At 66.9% G+C, this 19,652-nt stretch carries 15 protein-coding genes; 8 read left to right on the top strand and 7 right to left on the bottom strand.

The window, feature by feature from the left end:
* The first annotated feature begins 97 nt into the window (after positions 1–97).
* Complete coding sequence (locus ACN20X_RS04170) at positions 98–1,723, top strand: M48 family metalloprotease (protein ID WP_473210310.1); 1,626 nt, start codon at positions 98–100, stop codon at positions 1,721–1,723.
* On the opposite strand, the gene ACN20X_RS04165 is transcribed toward ACN20X_RS04170, so the two are convergent.
* The 3 genes from ACN20X_RS04165 to ACN20X_RS04155 all read right to left on the bottom strand — a co-directional run bounded on the left by ACN20X_RS04165 (position 1,697) and on the right by ACN20X_RS04155 (position 3,530).
* On the bottom strand, positions 1,697–2,044 hold the full coding sequence (locus ACN20X_RS04165; RefSeq protein WP_012202791.1) for a phage holin family protein: 348 nt from the start codon (positions 2,042–2,044) through the stop codon (positions 1,697–1,699). The two genes, ACN20X_RS04170 and ACN20X_RS04165, sit on opposite strands and share 27 nt — an antisense overlap.
* A 152-nt stretch (positions 2,045–2,196) precedes the next feature.
* Positions 2,197–2,655 (bottom strand): hypothetical protein, encoded by a 459-nt coding sequence (locus ACN20X_RS04160; RefSeq protein WP_016449386.1) that lies wholly within the window; start codon positions 2,653–2,655, stop codon positions 2,197–2,199.
* Positions 2,656–2,789: 134 nt separating this feature from the next.
* Entirely contained in the window at positions 2,790–3,530 is a 741-nt protein-coding gene (locus tag ACN20X_RS04155) for a TerC family protein (protein WP_016449385.1), read from the bottom strand.
* A gap of 508 nt (positions 3,531–4,038) precedes the next feature.
* Between ACN20X_RS04155 and ACN20X_RS04150 the strand changes: the two genes are divergently transcribed.
* From ACN20X_RS04150 to ACN20X_RS04140, 3 genes are all read left to right on the top strand, one after another.
* Positions 4,039–4,470 (top strand): DUF3717 domain-containing protein, encoded by a 432-nt coding sequence (locus ACN20X_RS04150; RefSeq protein ID WP_034348260.1) that lies wholly within the window; start codon positions 4,039–4,041, stop codon positions 4,468–4,470.
* A 57-nt stretch (positions 4,471–4,527) separates the two neighbouring features.
* Positions 4,528–4,707 carry a hypothetical protein gene (locus tag ACN20X_RS04145; RefSeq protein WP_016449383.1) on the top strand — a complete coding sequence of 60 codons (180 nt, stop codon included), beginning with the start codon at positions 4,528–4,530 and terminating at the stop codon, positions 4,705–4,707.
* A gap of 140 nt (positions 4,708–4,847) precedes the next feature.
* Positions 4,848–5,537: a hypothetical protein gene (locus tag ACN20X_RS04140; RefSeq protein WP_016449382.1), complete on the top strand. Its 690-nt coding sequence runs from the start codon at positions 4,848–4,850 to the stop codon at positions 5,535–5,537.
* A gap of 29 nt (positions 5,538–5,566) precedes the next feature.
* Here the strand turns inward: ACN20X_RS04140 and ACN20X_RS04135 are convergent, their stop codons facing one another.
* From ACN20X_RS04135 to purB, 3 genes are read right to left on the bottom strand one after another with little or no spacing between them, the layout of a single operon-like run.
* Positions 5,567–6,127 (bottom strand): YaeQ family protein, encoded by a 561-nt coding sequence (locus ACN20X_RS04135; RefSeq protein ID WP_016449381.1) that lies wholly within the window; start codon positions 6,125–6,127, stop codon positions 5,567–5,569.
* 26 nt (positions 6,128–6,153) lie between these two features.
* On the bottom strand, positions 6,154–7,230 hold the full coding sequence (locus ACN20X_RS04130; protein ID WP_016449380.1) for an acyltransferase family protein: 1,077 nt from the start codon (positions 7,228–7,230) through the stop codon (positions 6,154–6,156).
* A 4-nt stretch (positions 7,231–7,234) separates the two neighbouring features.
* Complete coding sequence (gene purB, locus ACN20X_RS04125) at positions 7,235–8,614, bottom strand: adenylosuccinate lyase (RefSeq protein ID WP_016449379.1); 1,380 nt, start codon at positions 8,612–8,614, stop codon at positions 7,235–7,237.
* 114 nt (positions 8,615–8,728) lie between these two features.
* Between purB and ACN20X_RS04120 the strand changes: the two genes are divergently transcribed.
* Positions 8,729–9,349 carry a glutathione S-transferase family protein gene (locus ACN20X_RS04120; protein ID WP_016449378.1) on the top strand — a complete coding sequence of 207 codons (621 nt, stop codon included), beginning with the start codon at positions 8,729–8,731 and terminating at the stop codon, positions 9,347–9,349.
* 352 nt (positions 9,350–9,701) lie between these two features.
* Here ACN20X_RS04120 and glnE read toward each other — a convergent pair whose 3' ends face one another.
* A complete protein-coding gene (glnE, locus tag ACN20X_RS04115; RefSeq protein ID WP_473210800.1) occupies positions 9,702–12,443 on the bottom strand; it encodes a bifunctional [glutamate--ammonia ligase]-adenylyl-L-tyrosine phosphorylase/[glutamate--ammonia-ligase] adenylyltransferase in 2,742 nt (913 codons plus the stop codon).
* A 133-nt stretch (positions 12,444–12,576) separates the two neighbouring features.
* On the opposite strand from glnE, the gene ACN20X_RS04110 reads away from it, so the two are divergent.
* Genes ACN20X_RS04110 through ACN20X_RS04100 form a run of 3 tightly spaced genes read left to right on the top strand, consistent with a single transcriptional unit; the run spans position 12,577 to position 19,633 of the window.
* Positions 12,577–16,713: a YhdP family protein gene (locus ACN20X_RS04110; RefSeq protein WP_473210309.1), complete on the top strand. Its 4,137-nt coding sequence runs from the start codon at positions 12,577–12,579 to the stop codon at positions 16,711–16,713.
* The gene (locus tag ACN20X_RS04105) at positions 16,710–17,525 is read left to right on the top strand and encodes a carbon-nitrogen hydrolase family protein (protein WP_016454246.1); all 816 of its coding nucleotides are present in this window, start codon (positions 16,710–16,712) and stop codon (positions 17,523–17,525) included. Before ACN20X_RS04110 ends, ACN20X_RS04105 begins: the two co-directional genes overlap by 4 nt.
* Positions 17,522–19,633, top strand: coding sequence for a two-component system sensor histidine kinase NtrB (locus ACN20X_RS04100; protein ID WP_016454247.1), 2,112 nt, complete (start codon positions 17,522–17,524; stop codon positions 19,631–19,633). The genes ACN20X_RS04105 and ACN20X_RS04100 overlap by 4 nt, the downstream gene beginning before the upstream one ends.
* Positions 19,634–19,652: the final 19 nt, after the last annotated feature.

The raw sequence follows: 19,652 nt of genomic DNA, 5'->3' as shown, positions 1-19,652 counted from the left end.
TCCTGCCGTGAACGTTCGGCGAACCGAGGCATCATAGTGGGGTGTTTCACCGCCCCGTGACTATGCACGGGCCCGGCCCCTTGGTTCTTACCTGCCCATGCGCCCATCACGCCTGAAGACACGTATCGCCGTCGGCCTGCAGTTGCTGGCGGCCTCTCTCGCCATCGCAACGCATGCACCCGCACAGGCCCAGTTGCGCCTGCCCACGCTGGGCGACGGCGCAGCCACGACGACCAGTGACGAGCGGCGCCTGGGTGACCGCATCATCCGCTCGCTGTACCGCGATCCGGACTACATCGACGATGCGGTACTGCAGGAGTATGTGGAAGGCATCTGGCAGCACCTGGTCGATGCGGCGCGCACGCGGGGCGAGCTGTCGGACGAGCTGGAAGAGCGCTTTGCCTGGGAGATCCTGCTGGGGCGGGACCGCTCGGTCAACGCCTTTGCGCTGCCCGGCGGCTATCTGGGAGTGCACCTGGGACTGATCGGCGTGGTCAGCACGCGCGACGAGCTGGCGTCGGTGCTGGCGCATGAGCTGAGCCACGTCACGCAGCGCCACATTGCGCGGCTCATTGCCCAGCAGGGCAAGCAGACGCCGCTGATGATCGGATCGATGATCCTGGGCGCCCTGGCTGCCAGCCGCAGCCCCGATGCCGCCATGGCGATGATGATGGGCGGCCAGGCGCTGGCCGTGCAGAACCAGCTGAACTTCTCTCGCGACATGGAGCGCGAGGCCGACCGCATGGGTTATGGCTTGATGGCGCCTGCGGGCTTTGCGCCTCAGGGCTTTGTCACCATGTTCGACAAACTGCAGCAGGCCAATCGGCTCAATGACAACGGCAGCTGGCCCTATCTGCGCAGCCATCCGCTGACCACGGAGCGCATGGCCGACATGCATTCGCGCCTGCCGCGTGGCGTTGCGCCTGCGCCAGCACCATCCCTGGAACACGTGATGATGGCCGCACGGGCCCGCGTGCTGTCGCGCCCCGGCGTGGATGTGCTGCGCCAGTGGGCCGAGCAGCCGCGCTCCACCAGCTTTGGCAGCCAAACCCAAACCCAGCAGGTGGCGCAGCTATATGCCGCCACGCTGAGCGCCGTGCAATTGCGCGATTGGGCCGAAGCGCGGGAAATGTCCGGGCGGCTTCAAGTGGCAACCGCCGCAGATGCCGGCGCCCAGCGGCAGGCCAGGCTGCTGCAGGCCGAACTGGAGCTGACGGCCGGCAAGCCCGGCGCCGCGTTGCAGGCGTTGCCACCGCTCTACCTGCCGGCAGCTGCGCCTGCCCAGGCCAATCCCACGGAATCCATCCCCGCCAAGACAACGGAAAGCGGCCCCAGTCTGGCCACCGTCAATGTGGTCGAAAGCCGCGCGGTGCGCCGGCCCGAGCTGCTGATGCGCACACAGATCCTGCTGCGCGAGCAGGGCGCCGCCAGCATGGCAGGCCCGCTGCAGACCTGGGTGACGGACCACCCGCGCGATGCCAGCGCCTGGCAACTGCTGGCCCAGGTTCAGCGCTCTCAGGGCCAGGAGCTGCGCGCCCTGCGCGCCGAGGCCGAGGCCCAGGTCGCGCACTACGACTATGCGGCCGCGGTGGATCGCTTCAAGGCAGCGCAGGAACTGGCCCGCAAGGGCGGGCCCAAGGTGGATTTCATTGAAGCCTCCATCGTGGACACGCGGCTGCGTGCCGTGGAGGAGCTGCTAAGGGAACAGGCGCGCGAGAAGTGACTCGATGGCCAGGCCCAGCAGCGAGTAGATGAGCGCGCCCAGCATGGCCGCCCAGAAGCCCGCGACATGAAAGCCGCTGAGCAGGCCCGAGGCTGCCCAGAACATCAGTCCGTTGACCACGAAGAGAAACAGCCCGACCGTCACGATGGTCACGGGCAGCGTCAGCACCACGAGGATGGGCCGCAGCACCGCGTTGAGCAGGCCGATGACCAGCGCCGCGATCATGGCCGAGCTGAAGCTGTTGACCTGCACGCCGCCATAGAGATAGGCCACGACCAGCAGGGCACCGGCGCTGAGCAGCCATTTGATCAGGATTTTCATGCGGGCAGCATAGCAGCAGCCGGCAGATCCGGGTTGAGGCGGCGCACTGGGAACCGTGGACCGGAGAACTCCATGAAAAACGGCATCCCGTTTTCCGGGATGCCGTCCTGACAGTGATCGCCTGACCAGAGCAGCCAGGCAGATGCCAGCCTTTAGACCATCGCTTCCTCGAACACCAGGCCCATCAGCGCGCCGATGGCCGCCAGCGTTCCCGGAAGATTCCAGCGCCGGCCCAGCGGGGCTGCAGGCGCCACGGCTGGGGCCGTGGCTTCCTGCTTGGGGCGGCGCGCATCGACGATCTGGGCCGCGCCATGCTCCTGCTGGAGCTGGGCCACCAGTTCGGCCAGCGGCCCCTTGGCCAGCACCGGCGTGATTCGGCCTGCACTGTCACCGAACACCGGCAGCAACTGGGCAAACAGCTTGTCGGCCCACTTGCCGCGCCAGCTTTCGCGTGCGCTGTGGCTCACCCATTTGCTGACACGGTGGGTTATGCGCGGTGCGCAGGCCACCAGCAACCAGTGCGAGGACTGGGCCTGCGGCGAGGCGGCCAGGGCCTGGACCAGAGGCAGGGCGTAGGAAGCGTCATCCACGTAGACGATGATGGGGTTCAAAGCAAGTCCTTGTCGAACTGGGTTTGCGGGGTGGGACAGGCGGGCGGTCAAAGCCGCCCTTGCACTGGATTGTCGCGAATCGGCGCGGGAGGCCAGACAGGCCAACCCGGCGCCAACCTCAACTTTTCAGGAAATCAAGCTCCGTGGGCATCCGCCTTGGGAGCAGGACGGCGCGAAGCGATGTACTTGCCCAGTGCCAGCACCAGCAGGGCTCCGAACACGCTGGCACCGTACTTGAGCATGTCGGTCTGGGGCAGCTTGACCATCCAGTCCCACTTCTCCGTATTGGCGAAGACGGGGTCGGTGACCAGCATGCCGCCGGCAATCCAGCCCAGCAGCATGCCGCCGGCCACGATGATGATGGGGAAGCGCTCCATCAGCTTGATCACGAGCTGCGAGCCCCAGACGATGATGGGGATGGAGATCAACAGACCCAGCACGACCAGCAGCAGCTGGTGTTCGCCCGAGCTCTGTGCGGCGCCGGCGATGGCGATCACGTTGTCCACGCTCATCACCAGGTCGGCGACGATGATGGTCTTGATGGCCGCCAGCAGCTTGTCGCTGCCCTGGATGTTGTCATGGCCATCTTCATCAGGCGCAATCAGCTTGATACCGATCCACACCAGCAGCAGTGCGCCGACAAACTTCAGGAAGGGCAGCGCCAGCAGCGTCATCGCGAAGGCGATCAGGATGACGCGCAGGATGATGGCGCCAGCCGTGCCCCAGATGATGCCCTTCTTGCGCTGCGCGGGCGGCAGCTTGCGGCAGGCCAGCGCGATCACGACCGCGTTGTCCCCGCCCAGCAGGATGTCGATGATGATGATTTGGCCCAGGGCCACCCAGAACGGGGCGTGAGTCAGAAAGTCCAAGTCCATAAGGTCCTCGCTGTTGAGTACGGCCGGCGAGAACTCCTCCCTCCTGGAGAAACACCCACCAGCACAGAAAGACCGATGCGACGACACAGCGCCTACCCGGGCAAGGACATGCCTGGCTCAGGGGAGAACACCTTGATCGACCGTCATCAGGTCCATCAAAGGTCTTGCTCGGCTGCGGTATGTACCGCAGCCCGGAAGGCCGGAAGCTTGCGCTTCGTATTGACGACCATTCCGATGCCGGCGCGGTGGCTTTGCAACCACCCCTGCCGGCAGAGAGCTACTCCCCTTCGAACCTGCGGATTGCAACACAAAGCCGCTGCGGCACGCAAGTGAAAAAACCCTTCAATTCCACGGAAAGCACAAGCAACACATCCCGTACTCCTTTTATACATCTGCCCCCAACGCTTCACTATTCATAGCAACCCTGAAGCTGATGGAGTGTTGCAGCAGTGCCCGGCCGAGGACTGGCATGCGCCTTATCATCGCTGTCCCTTCCCCTTGCCCGTCCATGACCGCACTGCACATCACCGATATCGAAGCCGCCATCAACTACTGGCGAGAGCGCCACCCGTCCCCGGATGGTGTGCTGCTGCAGCCCGAAGTACGGGCCCTGGCCGAGGTGTACGCGCTGATGATCTTCTGGCATGAGACCGAAGTGCAGGTTGAGGGCTTTCCCTCGCACGCCATGGCAGCCTGGCTGGCCTGGTACGACACGACCCCCGATACGCCCTGCATCGCCATCTGCTCCACCAGCCAGGGCGACGAGAAATGCAAGGGTTGTGGCCGCAGCTTCGACGAAGTGCAGATGTGGACCGCCATGGAGCCACCACAGAAGCGCGCCGTATGGCGCAGGATCACGAAAGAAGGCGACTCCTGGCGCTTTACCCGCTATGCAGAGCGTGCGGCCGAGCGCGCGGACATATCGCGCAAACCCGGCTGATTGCCGTATATCGCACCGAACCAGTGCGATGTTGCAGGCGGCCTAACATCAGTCCCCATGCTGCAGACCGCCGCTTCCAGCCACCGCCGCCCCCGCCCCTGCATGCGCCTCACGGCAAGTGATGCGGGGAGCACGCGCGTGCCGGCCGGCAAGGCCTGGCCTGCCACGGCCGCTCGCCTGCGCGAGCGCGATGCAGCGCGGCTGAACATCGGCCCCAGACAGGCCGCACGGTCTTGATGCGCTGCCCTGCGCGGAACCGGGCAGCGTCGCTTCACTGAATCCGCTCTTCTTGCGCCGCCTTCACCTTGAAACTGAAGGCGGTTGGGTTTTTACGCGTCTGCCGGGCCACAAGGCCTGCCGACAAAGCGAGCTTTGCCGTGACCTGTCTAGCCTTTGCCCCAGCCGGGCCCTCGTTTTCCACCCTCTGGCGCCATCTGCGTGATGCCGTGGCGCATCGCGCCTCGGCCCGCTTGCGGCCGCACCACGTCACCGAACTGCGCATCGACGTGATGCAGCCACTGGTGGAGGGCGAGCTCGAAGCCATTCATGAGCGCCTGTACCAGCCCGGCAACAAGCTGCACGGCCTGGAGCGACGTCCGCTTCACGATCCGCAGTTCCAGCTGCACTGGCGGGAGGCCGACGGCGAATGGTTTGCCTACGTGGAGGATATGGAGCGGCGCTGCTTGGCCGGCTACACGGTGTTCAATCGTCTGGTCGAAGTGGACAAGCGCACCGACCGCCGCGTGCGCTCGCCCCATTCGCGCTTTGCGCCGGACTACCAGCGGCGCGGCATCGCCAGCGCCGTCTACCGCAGCGTGCTCGATACGGGCACCTGCCTCGTCAGCGGCGCACGCCAGTCGCCGGGTGCCCACGGCCTGTGGAACCATCTGGCGCGCAGCTATGACGGCCGCTATGTGGGCATCACGGAGAGCAAGTCGCTGATCCATCTGGGCTGCAATGTGCCCGACGATGTCATGGACCGGCTGTCCACTCGCCGCATGCTGCTGGGCGCGGGCTGGACGGTGGAGTCCTTCGCCCAGGCCGTCCGGATGCAGTTGCCTGCCTGAGACAGTGGCTTGCTTGGGCCAGTGCCCGGCTACTTCCAGCGCAGCGGCTCGATGAAGACCGTGCCCAGATTGCTGCTGAGCGTCAATGCGCCTTCCTGGATGGTGGCCTGCAGTTGCATGCTGCGCTCGGCCAGCTCCGCCAGCGACTGGGAGGTTTCGGAGGGAATCCGCCAGACCTGCAGCTTGTTCAGTCGTGCCAGCTTGCCTTCCAGGCCTCTCCACCAGACTTCCGCCGCATGGTGGAAGGCGTAGAGCACTACGGCATCGGACTTGTTGCATGCCTTGGCGATGGGCTTTTCCTCGGGCTGGCCGACCTCGATCCACAGGCGCTTGGCTCCCGTGAAGTCGGTCAGCGAGACATCGGGATCCTCGGGATCGGACAGGCCCGCGCCAAAGGCCAGCGTGCCGTCGCCGTTGCACATGTCGCTGAGCTGGTGGGCATTGAGGGCCAGGGCCACAAGGCGCACCATCATGCGTTCGTCCGTTTCGCTGGGATGGCGAGCCAGGGTCAGCGCATGGTCGGCGTAGTAGCCGTGGTCAATGTCGGCGATGGACAGGTTCGCCTTGAAGATGGTGGATTTGAGGGCCATGAGACAGGTAGTTCGGCAGGTGAGGGTCAGCCCGTCACATGCGACGAAGGGATTTTGGGAGCACCCGAAGCGGGCCGGGCAGGCTTGAAGGTCAGTGCCTGCTTTTCTAGCAAATGCCAGGACAGCACGGCCAGCAGGCCCGTGCCGGCCACGGTGCAGGCCAGAGCTGCGCCATAGCCGAGCCGGTCCGCGAAATGCCAGACCACCAGCTGCTGCACGGGAAAGGCGTAAATGTACAGGCCGTAAGAGAAATCGCCGAAATGCCCTGCATGCTTGAGAAGGGGCGTGGATGCCGATCCTGCCACCACGGAAAAAACTGCAAGCGCCAGCAAGGGTGCCTGGCCCGCAATGATCGCCGGGCCTTTGAAGTAGAGGACGGCAAGCAGCAGCAGCATTGCAGTCATCGCCAACGGGCGGCGCTCTATCCACAGATGGCGCCAGCAGGCCAGCGTCGCGCCCAGCGCGAACACCATGCCGTATTGCAGTCCGAACGACCAGGCAGGCATGGCAGCACCCGGCGCTGGGCTGTAGTGCCACTGCATGCCCAAAAGCAGCGCAAGAAATGCCAGGGGAGCAACCCAGGGCCAGCGCATCACACCCAGGGCTCCGGCTGCAGCAAGGAAGGCATAGCAGCCCACTTCCAGCGGGATGGTCCACAAGGGACCATTGACCGATGAAGCCAGCACGTTGCCATCAAATACGCCCGGCAGCGCAAACTGTGTGTCCAGCCACAGGTTGCGCAGATAGTCCCACGTCAATGGATGCGCGAGATAGGCCTTCAAGGGCAAGGTAGTGACCAAGGGCCCGAGCACGAAAGCGCAGAGCAGGACGGCTGCGATGAGGCCGGGCCAGATACGCAGTGCCCGGCGCGCCGCAAAGCGCCCCAGATGCGGGTCAGCCAGCCAGGACAAGGTGACGAGATAGCCACTGATGGCAAAGAAGATGACCACGCCCAGCGCCCCGGGCTCGTTGTGCAGGAGCTGGGGAACCGGCAAGCCCATGACCGCGAACTGATGGCTCCAGATGACCAGCAGTGCGGCCAGCAGTCTCAGCGCGTCGAAATTGTTGGATCGCGCCGAAGTGCCGGCACCATGGGCCTGCATCAACTCAGACGCGGCGCGCCAGCTCGGCCGCCTTGCCCACATAGGAGGCAGGCGTCATGGCCAGCAGGCGGTCCTTGTCGGCCTGGGGGATTTCCAGGCCGTTGATCAGGCGGTGCAGGTCTTCGGCCTGCACGGTCTTGCCGCGCGTGACTTCCTTGAGCTTTTCGTAGGCGCCCTGCACGCCGTAGCGGCGCATCACGGTCTGGATGGGCTCGGCCAGGACTTCCCAGGCGTTGTCCAGGTCTTCCTGCAGGCGCTCTTCGTTGAGTTCGAGCTTGTTCAGGCCGGTCATCAGCGAGCTGTAGGCCAGCGTGGCATAGCCCATGGCCACGCCGATGTTGCGCAGCACGGTCGAATCGGTCAGGTCACGCTGCCAGCGCGAGATGGGCAGCTTTTCGGCCAGGTGCTTGAGCAGGGCGTTGGCCAGGCCCAGGTTGCCTTCGGCATTCTCGAAGTCGATGGGGTTGACCTTGTGCGGCATGGTCGAGGAGCCGATCTCGCCGGCCTTCAGGCGCTGCTTGAAGTAGCCCAGGGACACATAGCCCCAGACATCGCGCGAGAAGTCGATGAGGATGGTGTTGGCGCGCGCGATGGCGTCGAACAGCTCGGCCATGTAGTCATGCGGCTCGATCTGGATCGAGTAGGGCTGGAAGCTCAGGCCCAGACCCTGGGGCTCGGGCGACTCGATCACGTTCTTGCTGAAGGCTTCCCAGTCGAACTCGGGCCAGGCGGAAAGGTGGGCGTTGTAGTTGCCGACGGCGCCGTTCATCTTGGCCAGGAGCTTGACCTCGGCGATGCGGGCAGAGGCCTTTTCCAGGCGCACCAGCACGTTGGCGATTTCCTTGCCCACGGTGGTGGGGCTGGCGGTCTGGCCGTGCGTGCGGCTGAGCATGGGCACGGCAGCATAGGCATGGGCCATCTCGCGCAGCTTGGCCGTGATGCCGGAGATTGCGGGCAGCAGCACGCTGTCGCGGCCGGCACGCAGTTGCAGCGCGTGGCTGGTGTTGTTGATGTCTTCGCTGGTGCATGCAAAGTGCACGAATTCGGCGGCCTTGAGCAGCTCGGGACGGCCGTCGAACTTGCCCTTGATCCAGTACTCCACGGCCTTGACGTCGTGGTTGGTGGTCTTTTCGATGTCCTTGATGGCCACGGCATCGGCCTCGGAGAAGTTCTTCACCAGGTCCTGCAGATAGACGCGCGCGCCTTCGGACAGGGGTTTGAACTCGGCAAAGCCGGCATCCGACAGGGCGATGAACCAGGTCACCTCCACCTGCACGCGGCGGTGCATGTATCCCATCTCGCTCATGATCGGGCGCAGAGGAGACAGTTTGGCGGCGTAGCGGCCGTCGAGCGGGGACAGGGCGGAGATGTGCGGCAGATTCATGGGCCGTGATTGTAGGTGCGCGCGGCAAAAACGGGGGCCGAGGGGGAGATCGCCGGGCAGCGCATAGAATCTGCTGCCCGCCCATGGGCCGCCTCTTCGCCACGGAAAATTGCCATGAAACTGATAGGTTCCTCCACCAGCGCCTACGTACGCAAGGTACGCGTCGTACTGGCAGAGAAAAGGCTCGACTATCAGTTCGTCGAGGAAAACCCCTGGAGCCGCGAGCTGTCGCCCGGCACCGGCAACCCGCTGGGCAAGGTGCCGCGCCTGGTCATGGACGGCAGCGATGCCATGTTCGACTCGCGCGTGATCGTCGAATATCTGGACACACTTTCCCCGGTAGGCAAGCTGATTCCCGGCACGGGGCGCGAGCGCGCCGAGATCAAGACCTGGGAAGCACTGGCCGATGGCCTGCTGGATGCCGGGGCGCTGGCCCGCCTCGAAGCCACCTGGGATGGCCGCAGCGAAGAACAGCGCTGCCAGGCCTGGATAGACCGCCAGCTTGCCAAGGTGCGGGCTGCACTGAACGTGATGTCCCAGGGGCTGGGCGACAAGCCGTATTGCTGCGGCATCCACTTCACCCTGGCCGACGTGTGCGTGGGCTGCGCCCTGGGCTGGCTGGACTTTCGCTTTCCCGAGCTGGACTGGCGCGCCGACCACCCCAATCTGGCCGCACTGCAGGCCAAGCTGGCCGAGCGTGCCAGTTTTGCAGCCACGCGCCCTCCCCAGCCCTGACGCCGCACCAGCCCGGGAATGCAAAAAGGCCACCCGATGGGTGGCCTTTTTGCTGGCATAAAAAAGTTGCGAAGCATCCCGAAACGAATAAAGAGAGGGAGGGAGGAGAAGCGCTTCGGGCGGAACAGTTCAGGACTGTGGCCCCAGAGGCTTCGCAACGTGAAATTCGGTCTGGGTACTCTCTCTCAACAAGCTGTTCAATAGATGAGCTACTTTTGCAGAAGTTCCAGGGGTCGTGGGCAGGAAAAATGTAACATTTTGAGGATGCCCGCGATCCTGCTGTAGGCCAATTTCCACGGATGCTGAAGTGAAGGCGTTCGCAGCCGCAAGCCGCCTTCTTTGCTTCACATCGTCAAGCCGCAACGGCGTTGGCGAAAACCGCATCCCACAAGGCCTTGACGGGCGCACTCAGCGGCTCGGCCTGCCCTGGCACCAGCTGTGCCGAGCGCTCATCCAGCCGTGCCACGTGCTGCAGGCGGCGCAGCTCGCGGTAGGCCGGGGCCGCCTGCTGGCCTACGCCGGCCGGGATCAATCCTGCCTGTTCGGCGCGCTGCAGCAACGCGATATTGCCGAGGTTGGCCATCAGTTCCGGGTGCGAGGCCGATTGCGAGAGCACGAGGTACTGGACCGCGAATTCCACATCGACCATGCCGCCCGGGCTGTGCTTGACATCGAACAGGCCGCCGCGCACCGGATGGGCGCCGCGCACGCGTTCGCGCATGGCGACGATTTCGTCGCGCAGCGCCGAGGGGTCGCGAGGCGCGGTGATCACAGCCTCGCGCACGGCATCGAAGCGGGCCTGCAGATCGTCACTGCCCAGCACGAAGCGCGCCCGCGTCATGGCCTGGTGCTCCCAGGTCCACGCCGTGTTGCTGCCGCGCTGCTGCTGGTAGTTGGCATAGGAGGCGAAGCTGGTCACCAGCAGGCCCGAGTTGCCGTTGGGGCGCAGCGCGGTGTCGATCTCGAACAGGTCGCCCTCGCCCGTCTTGACGGCCAGCCAGTTGATGAGCTTGCGCACAAAGGCGGCATAGATCTCGGAGGCGTGCTCGTCTTCGTCATCGAAGACGAAGACGATGTCCAGGTCGCTGCCGTAGCCCAGCTCCTTTCCGCCCAGCTTGCCGTAGCCGATGATGGCGAACTGCGGCGACTCGCGGTGGCGGTTCTTGAGCCGGCTCCAGCACCAGCTGGCCGTCACCCGCAGCACGCAGTCGGCCAGTGCGCTGAGATCGTCCGCCACCTGCTCGACCGTGATGCGGCCTTCGATATCGCGCGCCAGCGTGCGAAAGACCTCGGCATGGTGGGCGCGGCGCAGCAGGTTCAGCAGGGTTTCGTCATCGTCCTCGCCCGTGGCCTGCAGCGCGGCCAGGCGCAGGGCCAGCTCATGCTCGAAGTCCATGGGCGAGAAACGCTCGCCCAGCATGGCTTCGTTGGCCAGCTCGTCGATCACGCCCGGGTGCTGCTGCAGGTAGCGCGCGGGCCAGCGTGCCGCGCCCAGCAGGTCCAGCAGCCGCTCGTGCACGGCGGGGCGCTCCAGCAGCAGGGCCAGATAGCTTTCACGGCGCAGCAGCGGCTCCAGCCAGTTCAGAAAGCGCAGCGCGGCGTCTTCGGGCACGCTGCGCTCGGCTACCCATTGCGCCGTGCGCTGCACGAGTCGAAACAGCCGGCCGCGCGCCTCGTCGCGCAGGTTGGCGATGCGGGCATTGCCGCGCCAGTCGGCCACATGGGCGGCCAGGGCTGGCGGCAACTGCTCCATGAGGCCGTCTATCTCGCGCGGCGTGCCCTGGGCGGGGCTGCGCGCGCCATTGCAACGGCCCGAGCCGCACTGGGGCTGGGCCGAGCCGCCCAGCAGGGTGTCGAATTCCTCGGCCACCTTTTCGCGATGGGCATCGAGCTGGTGCAAAAAGGCGCAGGCATCGGCAAAGCCCATGGTGCGCGCAATCCATTCCAGGTCATCGTCGCGGGTGGGCAGCACATGGGTCTGCTGGTCGTCCAGGTACTGGATACGGTGCTCGACACGGCGCAAAAAGGTGTAGGCCGAGCCCAGGGCGTCGGCCACTTCCTGGCTCATGAGGCCGGCGCGCGCCAGGCGGCCCAGCGCCTCCAGCGTGGGGCGGCAGCGCAGTTCGGGGAACTGGCCGCCACGCACCACCTGCAGCAGCTGCACGGTGAATTCGATCTCGCGGATGCCGCCGCGCGAGAGCTTGACGTCATTGGAGCGGCCCGGATGGCCCGCGCTGCGCCGCGCCGCATGCTCGCGGATCTGGCGGTGCAGCGAGCGCAGCGCATCAAAGACCGCGTAGTCCAGGTAGCGGCGAAAGACAAAGGGCAGGACCACGGCACGCAGCGCCTGCACCTGCTGGGAGCGCACGCAGTCCATGGGCGCCACGACGCGGCTCTTGAGCCAGGCAAAGCGCTCCCACTCGCGTCCATGGGTCTGCAGATACTCCTCCAGCGAGGCCAGCGAGACGGCCGAAGGCCCCGAGTTCCCGTTGGGACGCAGCGCCAGGTCCACGCGGAAGACAAAGCCGTGCTCGGTGGTGTCGCCGATCAGGCCGTAGATGCCCTTGACCACGCGCGCGAAGTACTCGTGGTTGGAGATCACCCCGCGCCCATCGGGCAGGCCGGCGGTGTCGCCGTCCTGCTCGTAGACGTAGATCAGGTCGATGTCGCTGGAGACGTTGAGCTCGCGTGCGCCCAGCTTGCCCATGCCGATGATCCACAGCTGCACTGGCCGGCCGTCGGGGCCTTGAGGCGCACCATGGCGCGCGTCGAGCTCGGCGCGCGCCTGGATGCAGGCGCGCTCCAGCGCCAGCTCGGCCAGCTCGGTCACGGCGCGCGTGACCACGGCCAGCGGCGCCTGCTGCTCGCAGTCGAGCACCATGGTGCGCTCCATGACCAGCTGGCGCAGCACACGCAGCGCAGCCGACAGGTCCAGGCCACGCTCCAGCAGTGCCGCCAGGGCCTGCTCCATGGACGCGCGCTCGGGCGGACCCGGCGGCAAAAGGCTCAGCTCGTCGCCATAGCGACGGTGCAGCCGTTGGTGAAAACGGGAATAGGCGGCCTGTGCGGGGACATTCAAGGCCGTACCTGCCATTGCGTGAACTGAGGATTGCATACGGAACGCGAAAGAAGCGGCCACTCACGCGCAGAGGGATTGCAGCAACCCTTGGTTACCGCCCAGGCCCTGAGGGCGCCGGTCATAATTCCCGTCATAGCTGATGCCGCCGATGATCGAACCGAAACCGCACCCCACACGCCTGACCCGTTGGATGGCCGGCCTTGCGCGGTGGTCACTGGGGCTGGTCCTGGCCTTCTGGCTGGTCCTCGCCTCCGTGTGGGGGGTGCTCCATGGCTGGATTGTGCCGCGAATCGGCGAATGGCGTCCTCAGCTGGAATCCCTGGCCTCACGCACGCTGGGCCTACCGGTTCGCATAGGCAGCATCACGGCCCGCAGCGAGGGATTGGTCCCCCGCTTCGAGCTGGGCGACGTGGTGGTGCAAGACCCCGAACATTCGGCAGACGCCCTGCGCCTGCCCAGCGTGGTGGTCGCCGTTTCGGCACGCTCGCTGATGCGCCTGGGCGTGGAACAGATCTACATAGACCGTCCTGAACTCGTGGTGCGCCGCGCGGCCGATGGCCGAGTCTTCGTGGCCGGTATCGAGATCAGCCCTTCGGCCGGCGGGGACAATGCCGCCGCCGACTGGCTGTTTTCGCAGACCGAACTGGCGCTGCGCGGCGGCAGCCTGCTGTGGTTGGACGAACTGCGCCAGGCTCCGCCGCTGGCCTTGCGCGATGTGGACCTGGTGCTGCGCAACAAGGGCTGGGGCCACGGACTGCGCCTGGATGCCACGCCGCCCGAAGGCTGGGGCGAGCGCTTCATGCTGACCGGCCTGTTCCGCGAGCCGCTGCTGTCCACGCACGAGGGCAACTGGCGCCGCTGGAGCGGCCAGGCCCATGCGATGTTCACGCGGATCGACCTGTCCCAGCTCGGCCAGTACATAGACACCTCTGGCTTGCGCCTGCAGCAGGGCCGGGGCGCGCTGCGCGCCTGGATAGACCTGCGCCAGGGCCAGCCCGTGGGCGCCATGGCCGACGTGGCCGTGAACGCGCTGCAGCTGCAGTGGCGCGAAGACCTGCAGCCGCTGAAGCTGCAGGCCCTGACGGGCAGGCTGAGCGTGCAACACCAGGACGGCTGGCGCTTCGCTGCGCAGAACCTGGAATTTTCCACGGGCGACGGCCTGCACTGGCCGGCTGGCAATCTGCGCGCGCGCTACAACCCCGCCGGCGCCAGCACGCAGGGGGCGCTGGGTGAGCACGGCGAGTTCCAGGCCGATGGCATTGACCTGGCCATCCTCGCCCAGCTGGGCCAGCGCCTGCCGCTTCCAGAGCAGGTGCAGCAGCACCTGGCCGATCTGGCACCGGCCGGCCGCCTGCACCAGTTCCAGGGAAGCTGGCGCGGCCCGCTGGAGTCCTTGCAGCAGTACAAGGCCAGTGGCGAACTGCAGCAACTGTCGATCAACGGCGTGGCGTCGTCCGAAGGCCCCGCGGCGCCGGGCATGCCCGGCCTCAAGGGCCTGAACGCGCGCTTCTCGCTGGACCAGGACGGCGGCCAGGCCCAGCTGGAGATGGAGGGCACAGAGCAGCGGCCGGCGTCGCTGTCGTTCCCCGGCGTGTTCGAGGAGCCCGAGATCCCGCTGCACCGCCTGCAGGCCAGCCTGCGCTGGCAACTGCGCGGCCAGGCCATCAGCGTGCAGGTGCCCAGCCTGCGCTTTGCCAATGACGACACCGAAGGCGAGGCCCGCGCGCAATGGCATACCGGCGACGGCAGCGACAGGCAGCCGCGCTTTCCCGGCGTGCTGGACCTGCAGGGCCAGCTGCGCAACGCCGATGGCACGCGCGTGCACCGCTACCTGCCGCTGGAGATTCCCGCCGACGCGCGCCACTATGTGCGCGAGGCCATACACGCCGGGCGCGCGAGCACGGTGAACTTCAAGGTGCGCGGCAACCTGGACCACGTACCCGCCGACAAGCCCAGCCAGGGCGAGTTCCACATCGCGGCCAAGCTGCATGACGTGCACTATGAATATGTGCCGCCCCATCTGCTCACGCATGGCGAGGCGCCCTGGCCGGCCCTGGTCGATCTGTCCGGCGAGCTGGTGTTTGACCGCTCCTCCATGGCCGTGCGCAATGCGCGCGGCCAGTTCGCCGGATATCCGCAGCTGCAGATGCGCGACATCCAGGCCAGCATTCCCAACCTGGCCCACACCGAGGTGGCCGTCACCGCCAAGGGCCAGGGCCCGCTGGCCGACATGCTGGGGGTGGTCAAGACCTCGGCCCTGTCGGCGCTGACCGGGCACGTGCTGGACGGCAGCGAGGCCACGGGCGCCGCGCAACTGGCCCTGCAACTGCAATTGCCCATCGACCATCTGGACCGCAGCAAGGTGTCCGGGCAGGTCACGCTGGCGGGCAACTCGCTGCAGCTCGATGACGAGACACCGCACCTGAGCCAGCTGCGTGGCGCCGTCAAATTCTCCGACACCGGCTTCTCGCTGGTCGGCTTGCAGGCGCGGGCCCTGGGCGGTGAGCTGCGTGCCGATGGCGGCATGCAGGCGCTGGCGCGCAATGCGCCAGCCACCGAATCGTCCGTCAAGGTGCGGGTGCAGGGCACGGCCACGGCACAGGGGCTGCGCGATGCCAGGGAACTGGACTGGGTGGCCGACCTGGCCCGCCATGCCGAGGGCCAGTCGCCCTATTCCCTGCTGCTGAAGGTGCGCCGTGGCACGCCCGAAATCCAGGTCCAGTCCAGCCTGCAGGGCATGCGCATCAACCTGCCGGCTCCGCTGGGCAAGGCCGCCGAGTCCATCCAGCCGTTGGCCGTGAGCCACCAGCTCGCGCCCGCCAGCTTCGCCGCGCCCGATGCCCCGCTGCGCGACCAGATCAGCGTGCAACTGGGCGACACGGGCTCGGTCTTCTATGAGCGCGACATCAGTGGCAAGCACAGCCGCGTGCTGCACGGCAGCATCCTCATCGGCCAGGAAGCGGGCACCGCCCCCACTTCGGGCCAGGGCGTGCAGGCCCATGTGCATTTGCCGCTCTTCAATATCGACGACTGGCTGGCGCTGGCGCCGCAGTCCAACGGCGCCAGGCCAGAGCCCGCCGACGCCGCCACGGACCCTGCGCGCGAATACCTTCCCGATCGGCTGAGCCTGCGCGTCAAGCAACTGCAGGCCAAGGGGCGGCAGCTGCACGATGTGGTGGCGGGCATTTCGCGCGATGGCGGCTCGTGGCACAGCAACCTCACCTCCCAGGAGCTGGATGGCTATGTGGGCTTTCGCGAAGGCACGGACGCCCAGCCCGAAGGGCAACTGGTCGCCCGGCTGTCCCGCCTGACGGTGCCGGAGGCCAAGTCCGAACGCGTGGACGCCCTGTTCAACGAAGGGCCGCGCCAGCTGCCGGCGCTGCAGATCGTGGTGGACGACATGCACCTGTCGGGCCACGCGCTGGGCCGCCTGGAGGTCGAGGCCCGCAACCGCCCCGTGCCCGGCAACGCGGCGGCGCGCGAATGGCAGCTGTCGCGCTTCAACATTTCCACGCCCGAGGCCACGCTGACGGCCAACGGCCAGTGGCGCCTGCCCCAGGGGCAGTCCGAGCATCCGGGGCGCAGCCAGCTGCAGTTCCAGCTGGACCTGCGCGACGTGGGCAAGCTGCTCACGCGCTTTGACATGCCCGGCGTGGTGGGCAATGGCAAGGGGAGCCTGCAGGGCTCGGCGGGATGGACGGGCTCGCCCATCACGCCCGATTTCCGCAGCCTCTCGGGCTCCATGCACCTGGATGTGCAGACCGGCCAGTTCCTCAAGGCCGAACCGGGCCTGGCCAAGCTGCTGAGCGTGCTCAGCCTGCAGGCGCTGCCACGCCGGCTGACGCTGGATTTCCGCGATGTCTTCAGCAACGGCTTTGCCTTCGACTTCATGCGCGGTGATGTGCAGATCACCGATGGCGTGGCGCGCACCAACAACATGCAGATGAAGGGCGTCAACGCCGCCGTGCTGATGGAAGGCACGGCAGACCTGGTCCAGGAGACGCAGAATCTGCACGTGGTGGTGGTGCCCGAGATCAACGCGATGACCGCCTCCCTGGTGGCCACGGCCATCAACCCCGTGATCGGCCTGGGCAGCTTTCTGGCGCAGGTGCTGCTGCGGGGCCCGCTGATTGCGGCAGCCACCAAGGAATTCCGCATCGACGGCAGCTGGGATGATCCCCAGGTCACTGCCTTGCCGCGCCGCCGGGCCGCAACGCCCTCTGACACACCGTCGCGCACGCCCTCCACCGCCACCGAGTCAGCCCCTTCAGGAGAGAACCCATGAAAATCGCAGCCCTGCAAATGGTGTCGGAACCCGATGTGCGCGCCAACCTCGACCAGGCCATGGCCCTGCTGCGCCAGGCGCGCGAGCAGGGCGCCGAACTCGCGGCCCTGCCCGAATACTTCTGTGCCATGGGCCTGCGCGATACCGACAAGCTGGCCTACCGCGAGAGTTTCGGCCAAGGCCCCATCCAGGACTTCCTGGGCCGCGCCGCGCGCGAGCTGCAGCTGTGGATCGTCGGCGGCACCCTGCCTCTGGTGGCCGATGACGATGCCCACGTGCTCAACAGCTCGCTGGTGTTCTCGCCCCAGGGCGAATGCGTGGCGCGCTACGACAAGATCCACCTGTTCCACTACGACAACGGCCGCGAGCGCTACACGGAGGCCGCCGTGGTCCAGGCCGGCCACACGCCCGTGACCTGCGACATCACCTCGCGCGAGGGCGAGTCCTGGCGCCTGGGCCTGAGCGTGTGCTACGACCTGCGCTTTCCCGAGCTGTACCGCCGACTGGCCGAGCAGGGTGCCGACCTGCTGCTGGTGCCCGCCGCCTTCACCCACATCACGGGCCTGGCCCACTGGGAGGTGCTGCTGCGCGCCCGCGCCATCGAAAACCAGGCCTACCTGCTGGCGCCCGCCCAGGGCGGCCACCATGAGAACGGCCGCCGCACCTGGGGCCACAGCCTGCTGGCCGACCCCTGGGGCATGGTGCTGGCGCAGCAGGCCGAGGGTGCAGGCGTGGTGCTGGGCGAGATCAAGCGCGAGCGCCTGGCGCATGTGCGCCGCCAGTTGCCGGCCCTGGAGCACCGCGTCCTGTGAATCCGCTGCACCTGTCCACGCCCGCCCCTGCCGAAGGCCGCTGGCCCTGGCGCCGCTGGCGCACTGCCTGGCGGCGCTGGTCGCTGTGGAGCCTGCTGGTCGCTTTGGTGGCCAGCATGCTCATCACCATGGTCTGGCTGGCCGGACGCTATGAGGCCTCCCAGGTCCAGGACAAGCTGGAGCGCGACACCGCCAATGCCGTGGCCGACATACGCGCCGCCCTCAACCGCAACCTGCAGGACCTGCAGGCGCTGAACGCGCCCGACAACGACCCTGCCGAGTGGAAGACCCGCGCCGCCGAGCTGCTGCAGGTGCGCCGCGAGCTGATGCGCATCGAATGGCGCGATGCGGGCCTGCAGATCCGCTCCCATGCCGAGACGCCCTACCGCAACGTGCAGTGGGAAGACCAGCTGCGCACGCAAAACACCCATCCGGAGGCCGTGCTGACCTGCACCCACGCGCGCCGCCTCAACGGCCCGGCCTACTCGCCCAGCTACTTCCAGCTGCTGGCCGAAGGCCTGGGCACGGAGATGATGGAGGTCTGCCTGCCATTGACGCAAAGCGGCCACATCATCGGCTTTGTCATCGGCACCTACAGCCTGCAAAGCCTGCTGATCACCCAGGTCAGCAAGAACCTGCCGCGCACCCAGGAAGTGTCCTTCACCGAGCCGGACGGCACGCGCCTGGCCCTGCTGGGCGCCTCCTGGCGCGGCACGCGCATGTTCACGGCGCAGCAGCTGCTGGACCTGCCGGGCAGCACCCTGGTGCTGCGCATGGACAGCTGGCACCGCGCGCCCAGCGTATTCCCCAACGTGCTCACGGCCCTGGTGACGCTGATGTCCATCGCCCTGGTGTCCGTGGTCGCCGTGCTGGTGCGCGACAACCGCCGACGCCTGCGCGCCGAGCGCGATCTGGGCGATGCGCTGGCCTTTCGCAAGGCCATGGAGGACTCGCTGGTCACGGGCCTGCGCGCGCGCGATCTGCAGGGCCGCATCAGCTATGTGAACCCGGCCTTCTGCAGCATGGTGGGCTTCACGGCCGAGGAACTGCTGGGACTGAGCATTGCGCCCTACTGGCCGCCCGAGCGCGCCGAGATCTACGCGCGCCGGCGCGACAGCCGCCTGTCCGGCAACGCCCCGCCGCCGCGCGAGGGCCATGAAAGCATCTTCATGCGCAAGGACGGAACGCGCTTTCCGGTGTTGATCTTCGAGGCGCCGCTGATCAATGCCCAGGGCCAGCACACCGGCTGGATGAGTGCCTTCATCGACATCAGCGAGCAAAAGCGCATGGAAGAGATCTCACGCGCCTCGCAGGAGCGCCTGCAGGCCACGGCCCGCCTGGCCACGGTGGGCGAGATGGCCTCGCTGCTGAGCCATGAACTCACCCAGCCGCTGGTGGCCATCTCCAGCTACGCCACGGGATCGCTGAACATGCTGGGGAGCGACGATGGCACGGGCACAGGTGCAGGTGCGGGCAGCGCCATCTCGGACCATGAAGCCCGGCTGCGCCAGCAACTGCAGGACCTGCGCATGGCCATGGAGCGCATCAGCTTCCAGGCCGACCGCGCAGGCCGCGTGATCAAGAGCGTGCGCGATTTCGTGCGGCGGCGCGACCAGTCCCGCGAAGTCATAGGCGCCGCCGAACTCATAGACGCCGTGCTGCCGCTGATCAGCCTGCAGGCACGCAACCTGGGCGTGCGCGTGACCACCGACATCGAGCCCGGCCTCCCGCCCGTGCTGTGCGATCCGACCATGATCGAGCAGGTGCTGCTCAACCTGGCGCGCAACGGCATGCAGGCCATGGACTCGCCCGAGACCATGGAGCGCGAGCTGCAGCTGCGCGTGCGCCGTGCGGCCGCCAGCACGCGCCGCAGCTGGGTGGAGTTCGCCGTCATCGACTGCGGCACCGGCATTCCCCAGCATGTGGCGGAGCAACTGTTCACGCCCTTTTTCACCACGCGCAACGAGGGCATGGGCCTGGGCCTGAGCCTGTGCCGTACCGTGGTCGAGCAGCATGGCGGCCACCTGCAGCACAGCCCCCACAGCCCGCGCGGGACCGTCTTCGCCTTCACGCTGCCGGCGCACAGCCCTGCGCAGGTGCAGGCATAGATGGCACCAATGGAACAAA

Source organism: Delftia sp. PX-1, from assembly GCF_055797465.1.
Note: the sequence above shows the minus strand (reverse complement) of the source record. Positions and strands in the feature narration are given on the sequence as shown.

Excerpts from the sequence above, each read along its gene's own strand:
- ACN20X_RS04170 (WP_473210310.1), top strand. The coding sequence starts at position 98 with ATGCGCCCATCACGCCTGAAGACACGTATCGCCGTCGGCCTGCAGTTG.
- ACN20X_RS04165 (WP_012202791.1), bottom strand. The coding sequence starts at position 2,044 with ATGAAAATCCTGATCAAATGGCTGCTCAGCGCCGGTGCCCTGCTGGTC.
- ACN20X_RS04155 (WP_016449385.1), bottom strand. The coding sequence starts at position 3,530 with ATGGACTTGGACTTTCTGACTCACGCCCCGTTCTGGGTGGCCCTGGGC.
- ACN20X_RS04150 (WP_034348260.1), top strand. The coding sequence starts at position 4,039 with ATGACCGCACTGCACATCACCGATATCGAAGCCGCCATCAACTACTGG.
- ACN20X_RS04145 (WP_016449383.1), top strand. The coding sequence starts at position 4,528 with ATGCTGCAGACCGCCGCTTCCAGCCACCGCCGCCCCCGCCCCTGCATG.
- ACN20X_RS04135 (WP_016449381.1), bottom strand. The coding sequence starts at position 6,127 with ATGGCCCTCAAATCCACCATCTTCAAGGCGAACCTGTCCATCGCCGAC.
- ACN20X_RS04130 (WP_016449380.1), bottom strand. The coding sequence starts at position 7,230 with ATGCAGGCCCATGGTGCCGGCACTTCGGCGCGATCCAACAATTTCGAC.
- purB (WP_016449379.1), bottom strand. The coding sequence starts at position 8,614 with ATGAATCTGCCGCACATCTCCGCCCTGTCCCCGCTCGACGGCCGCTAC.
- ACN20X_RS04120 (WP_016449378.1), top strand. The coding sequence starts at position 8,729 with ATGAAACTGATAGGTTCCTCCACCAGCGCCTACGTACGCAAGGTACGC.
- glnE (WP_473210800.1), bottom strand. The coding sequence starts at position 12,443 with ATGGCAGGTACGGCCTTGAATGTCCCCGCACAGGCCGCCTATTCCCGT.
- ACN20X_RS04110 (WP_473210309.1), top strand. The coding sequence starts at position 12,577 with ATGATCGAACCGAAACCGCACCCCACACGCCTGACCCGTTGGATGGCC.
- ACN20X_RS04105 (WP_016454246.1), top strand. The coding sequence starts at position 16,710 with ATGAAAATCGCAGCCCTGCAAATGGTGTCGGAACCCGATGTGCGCGCC.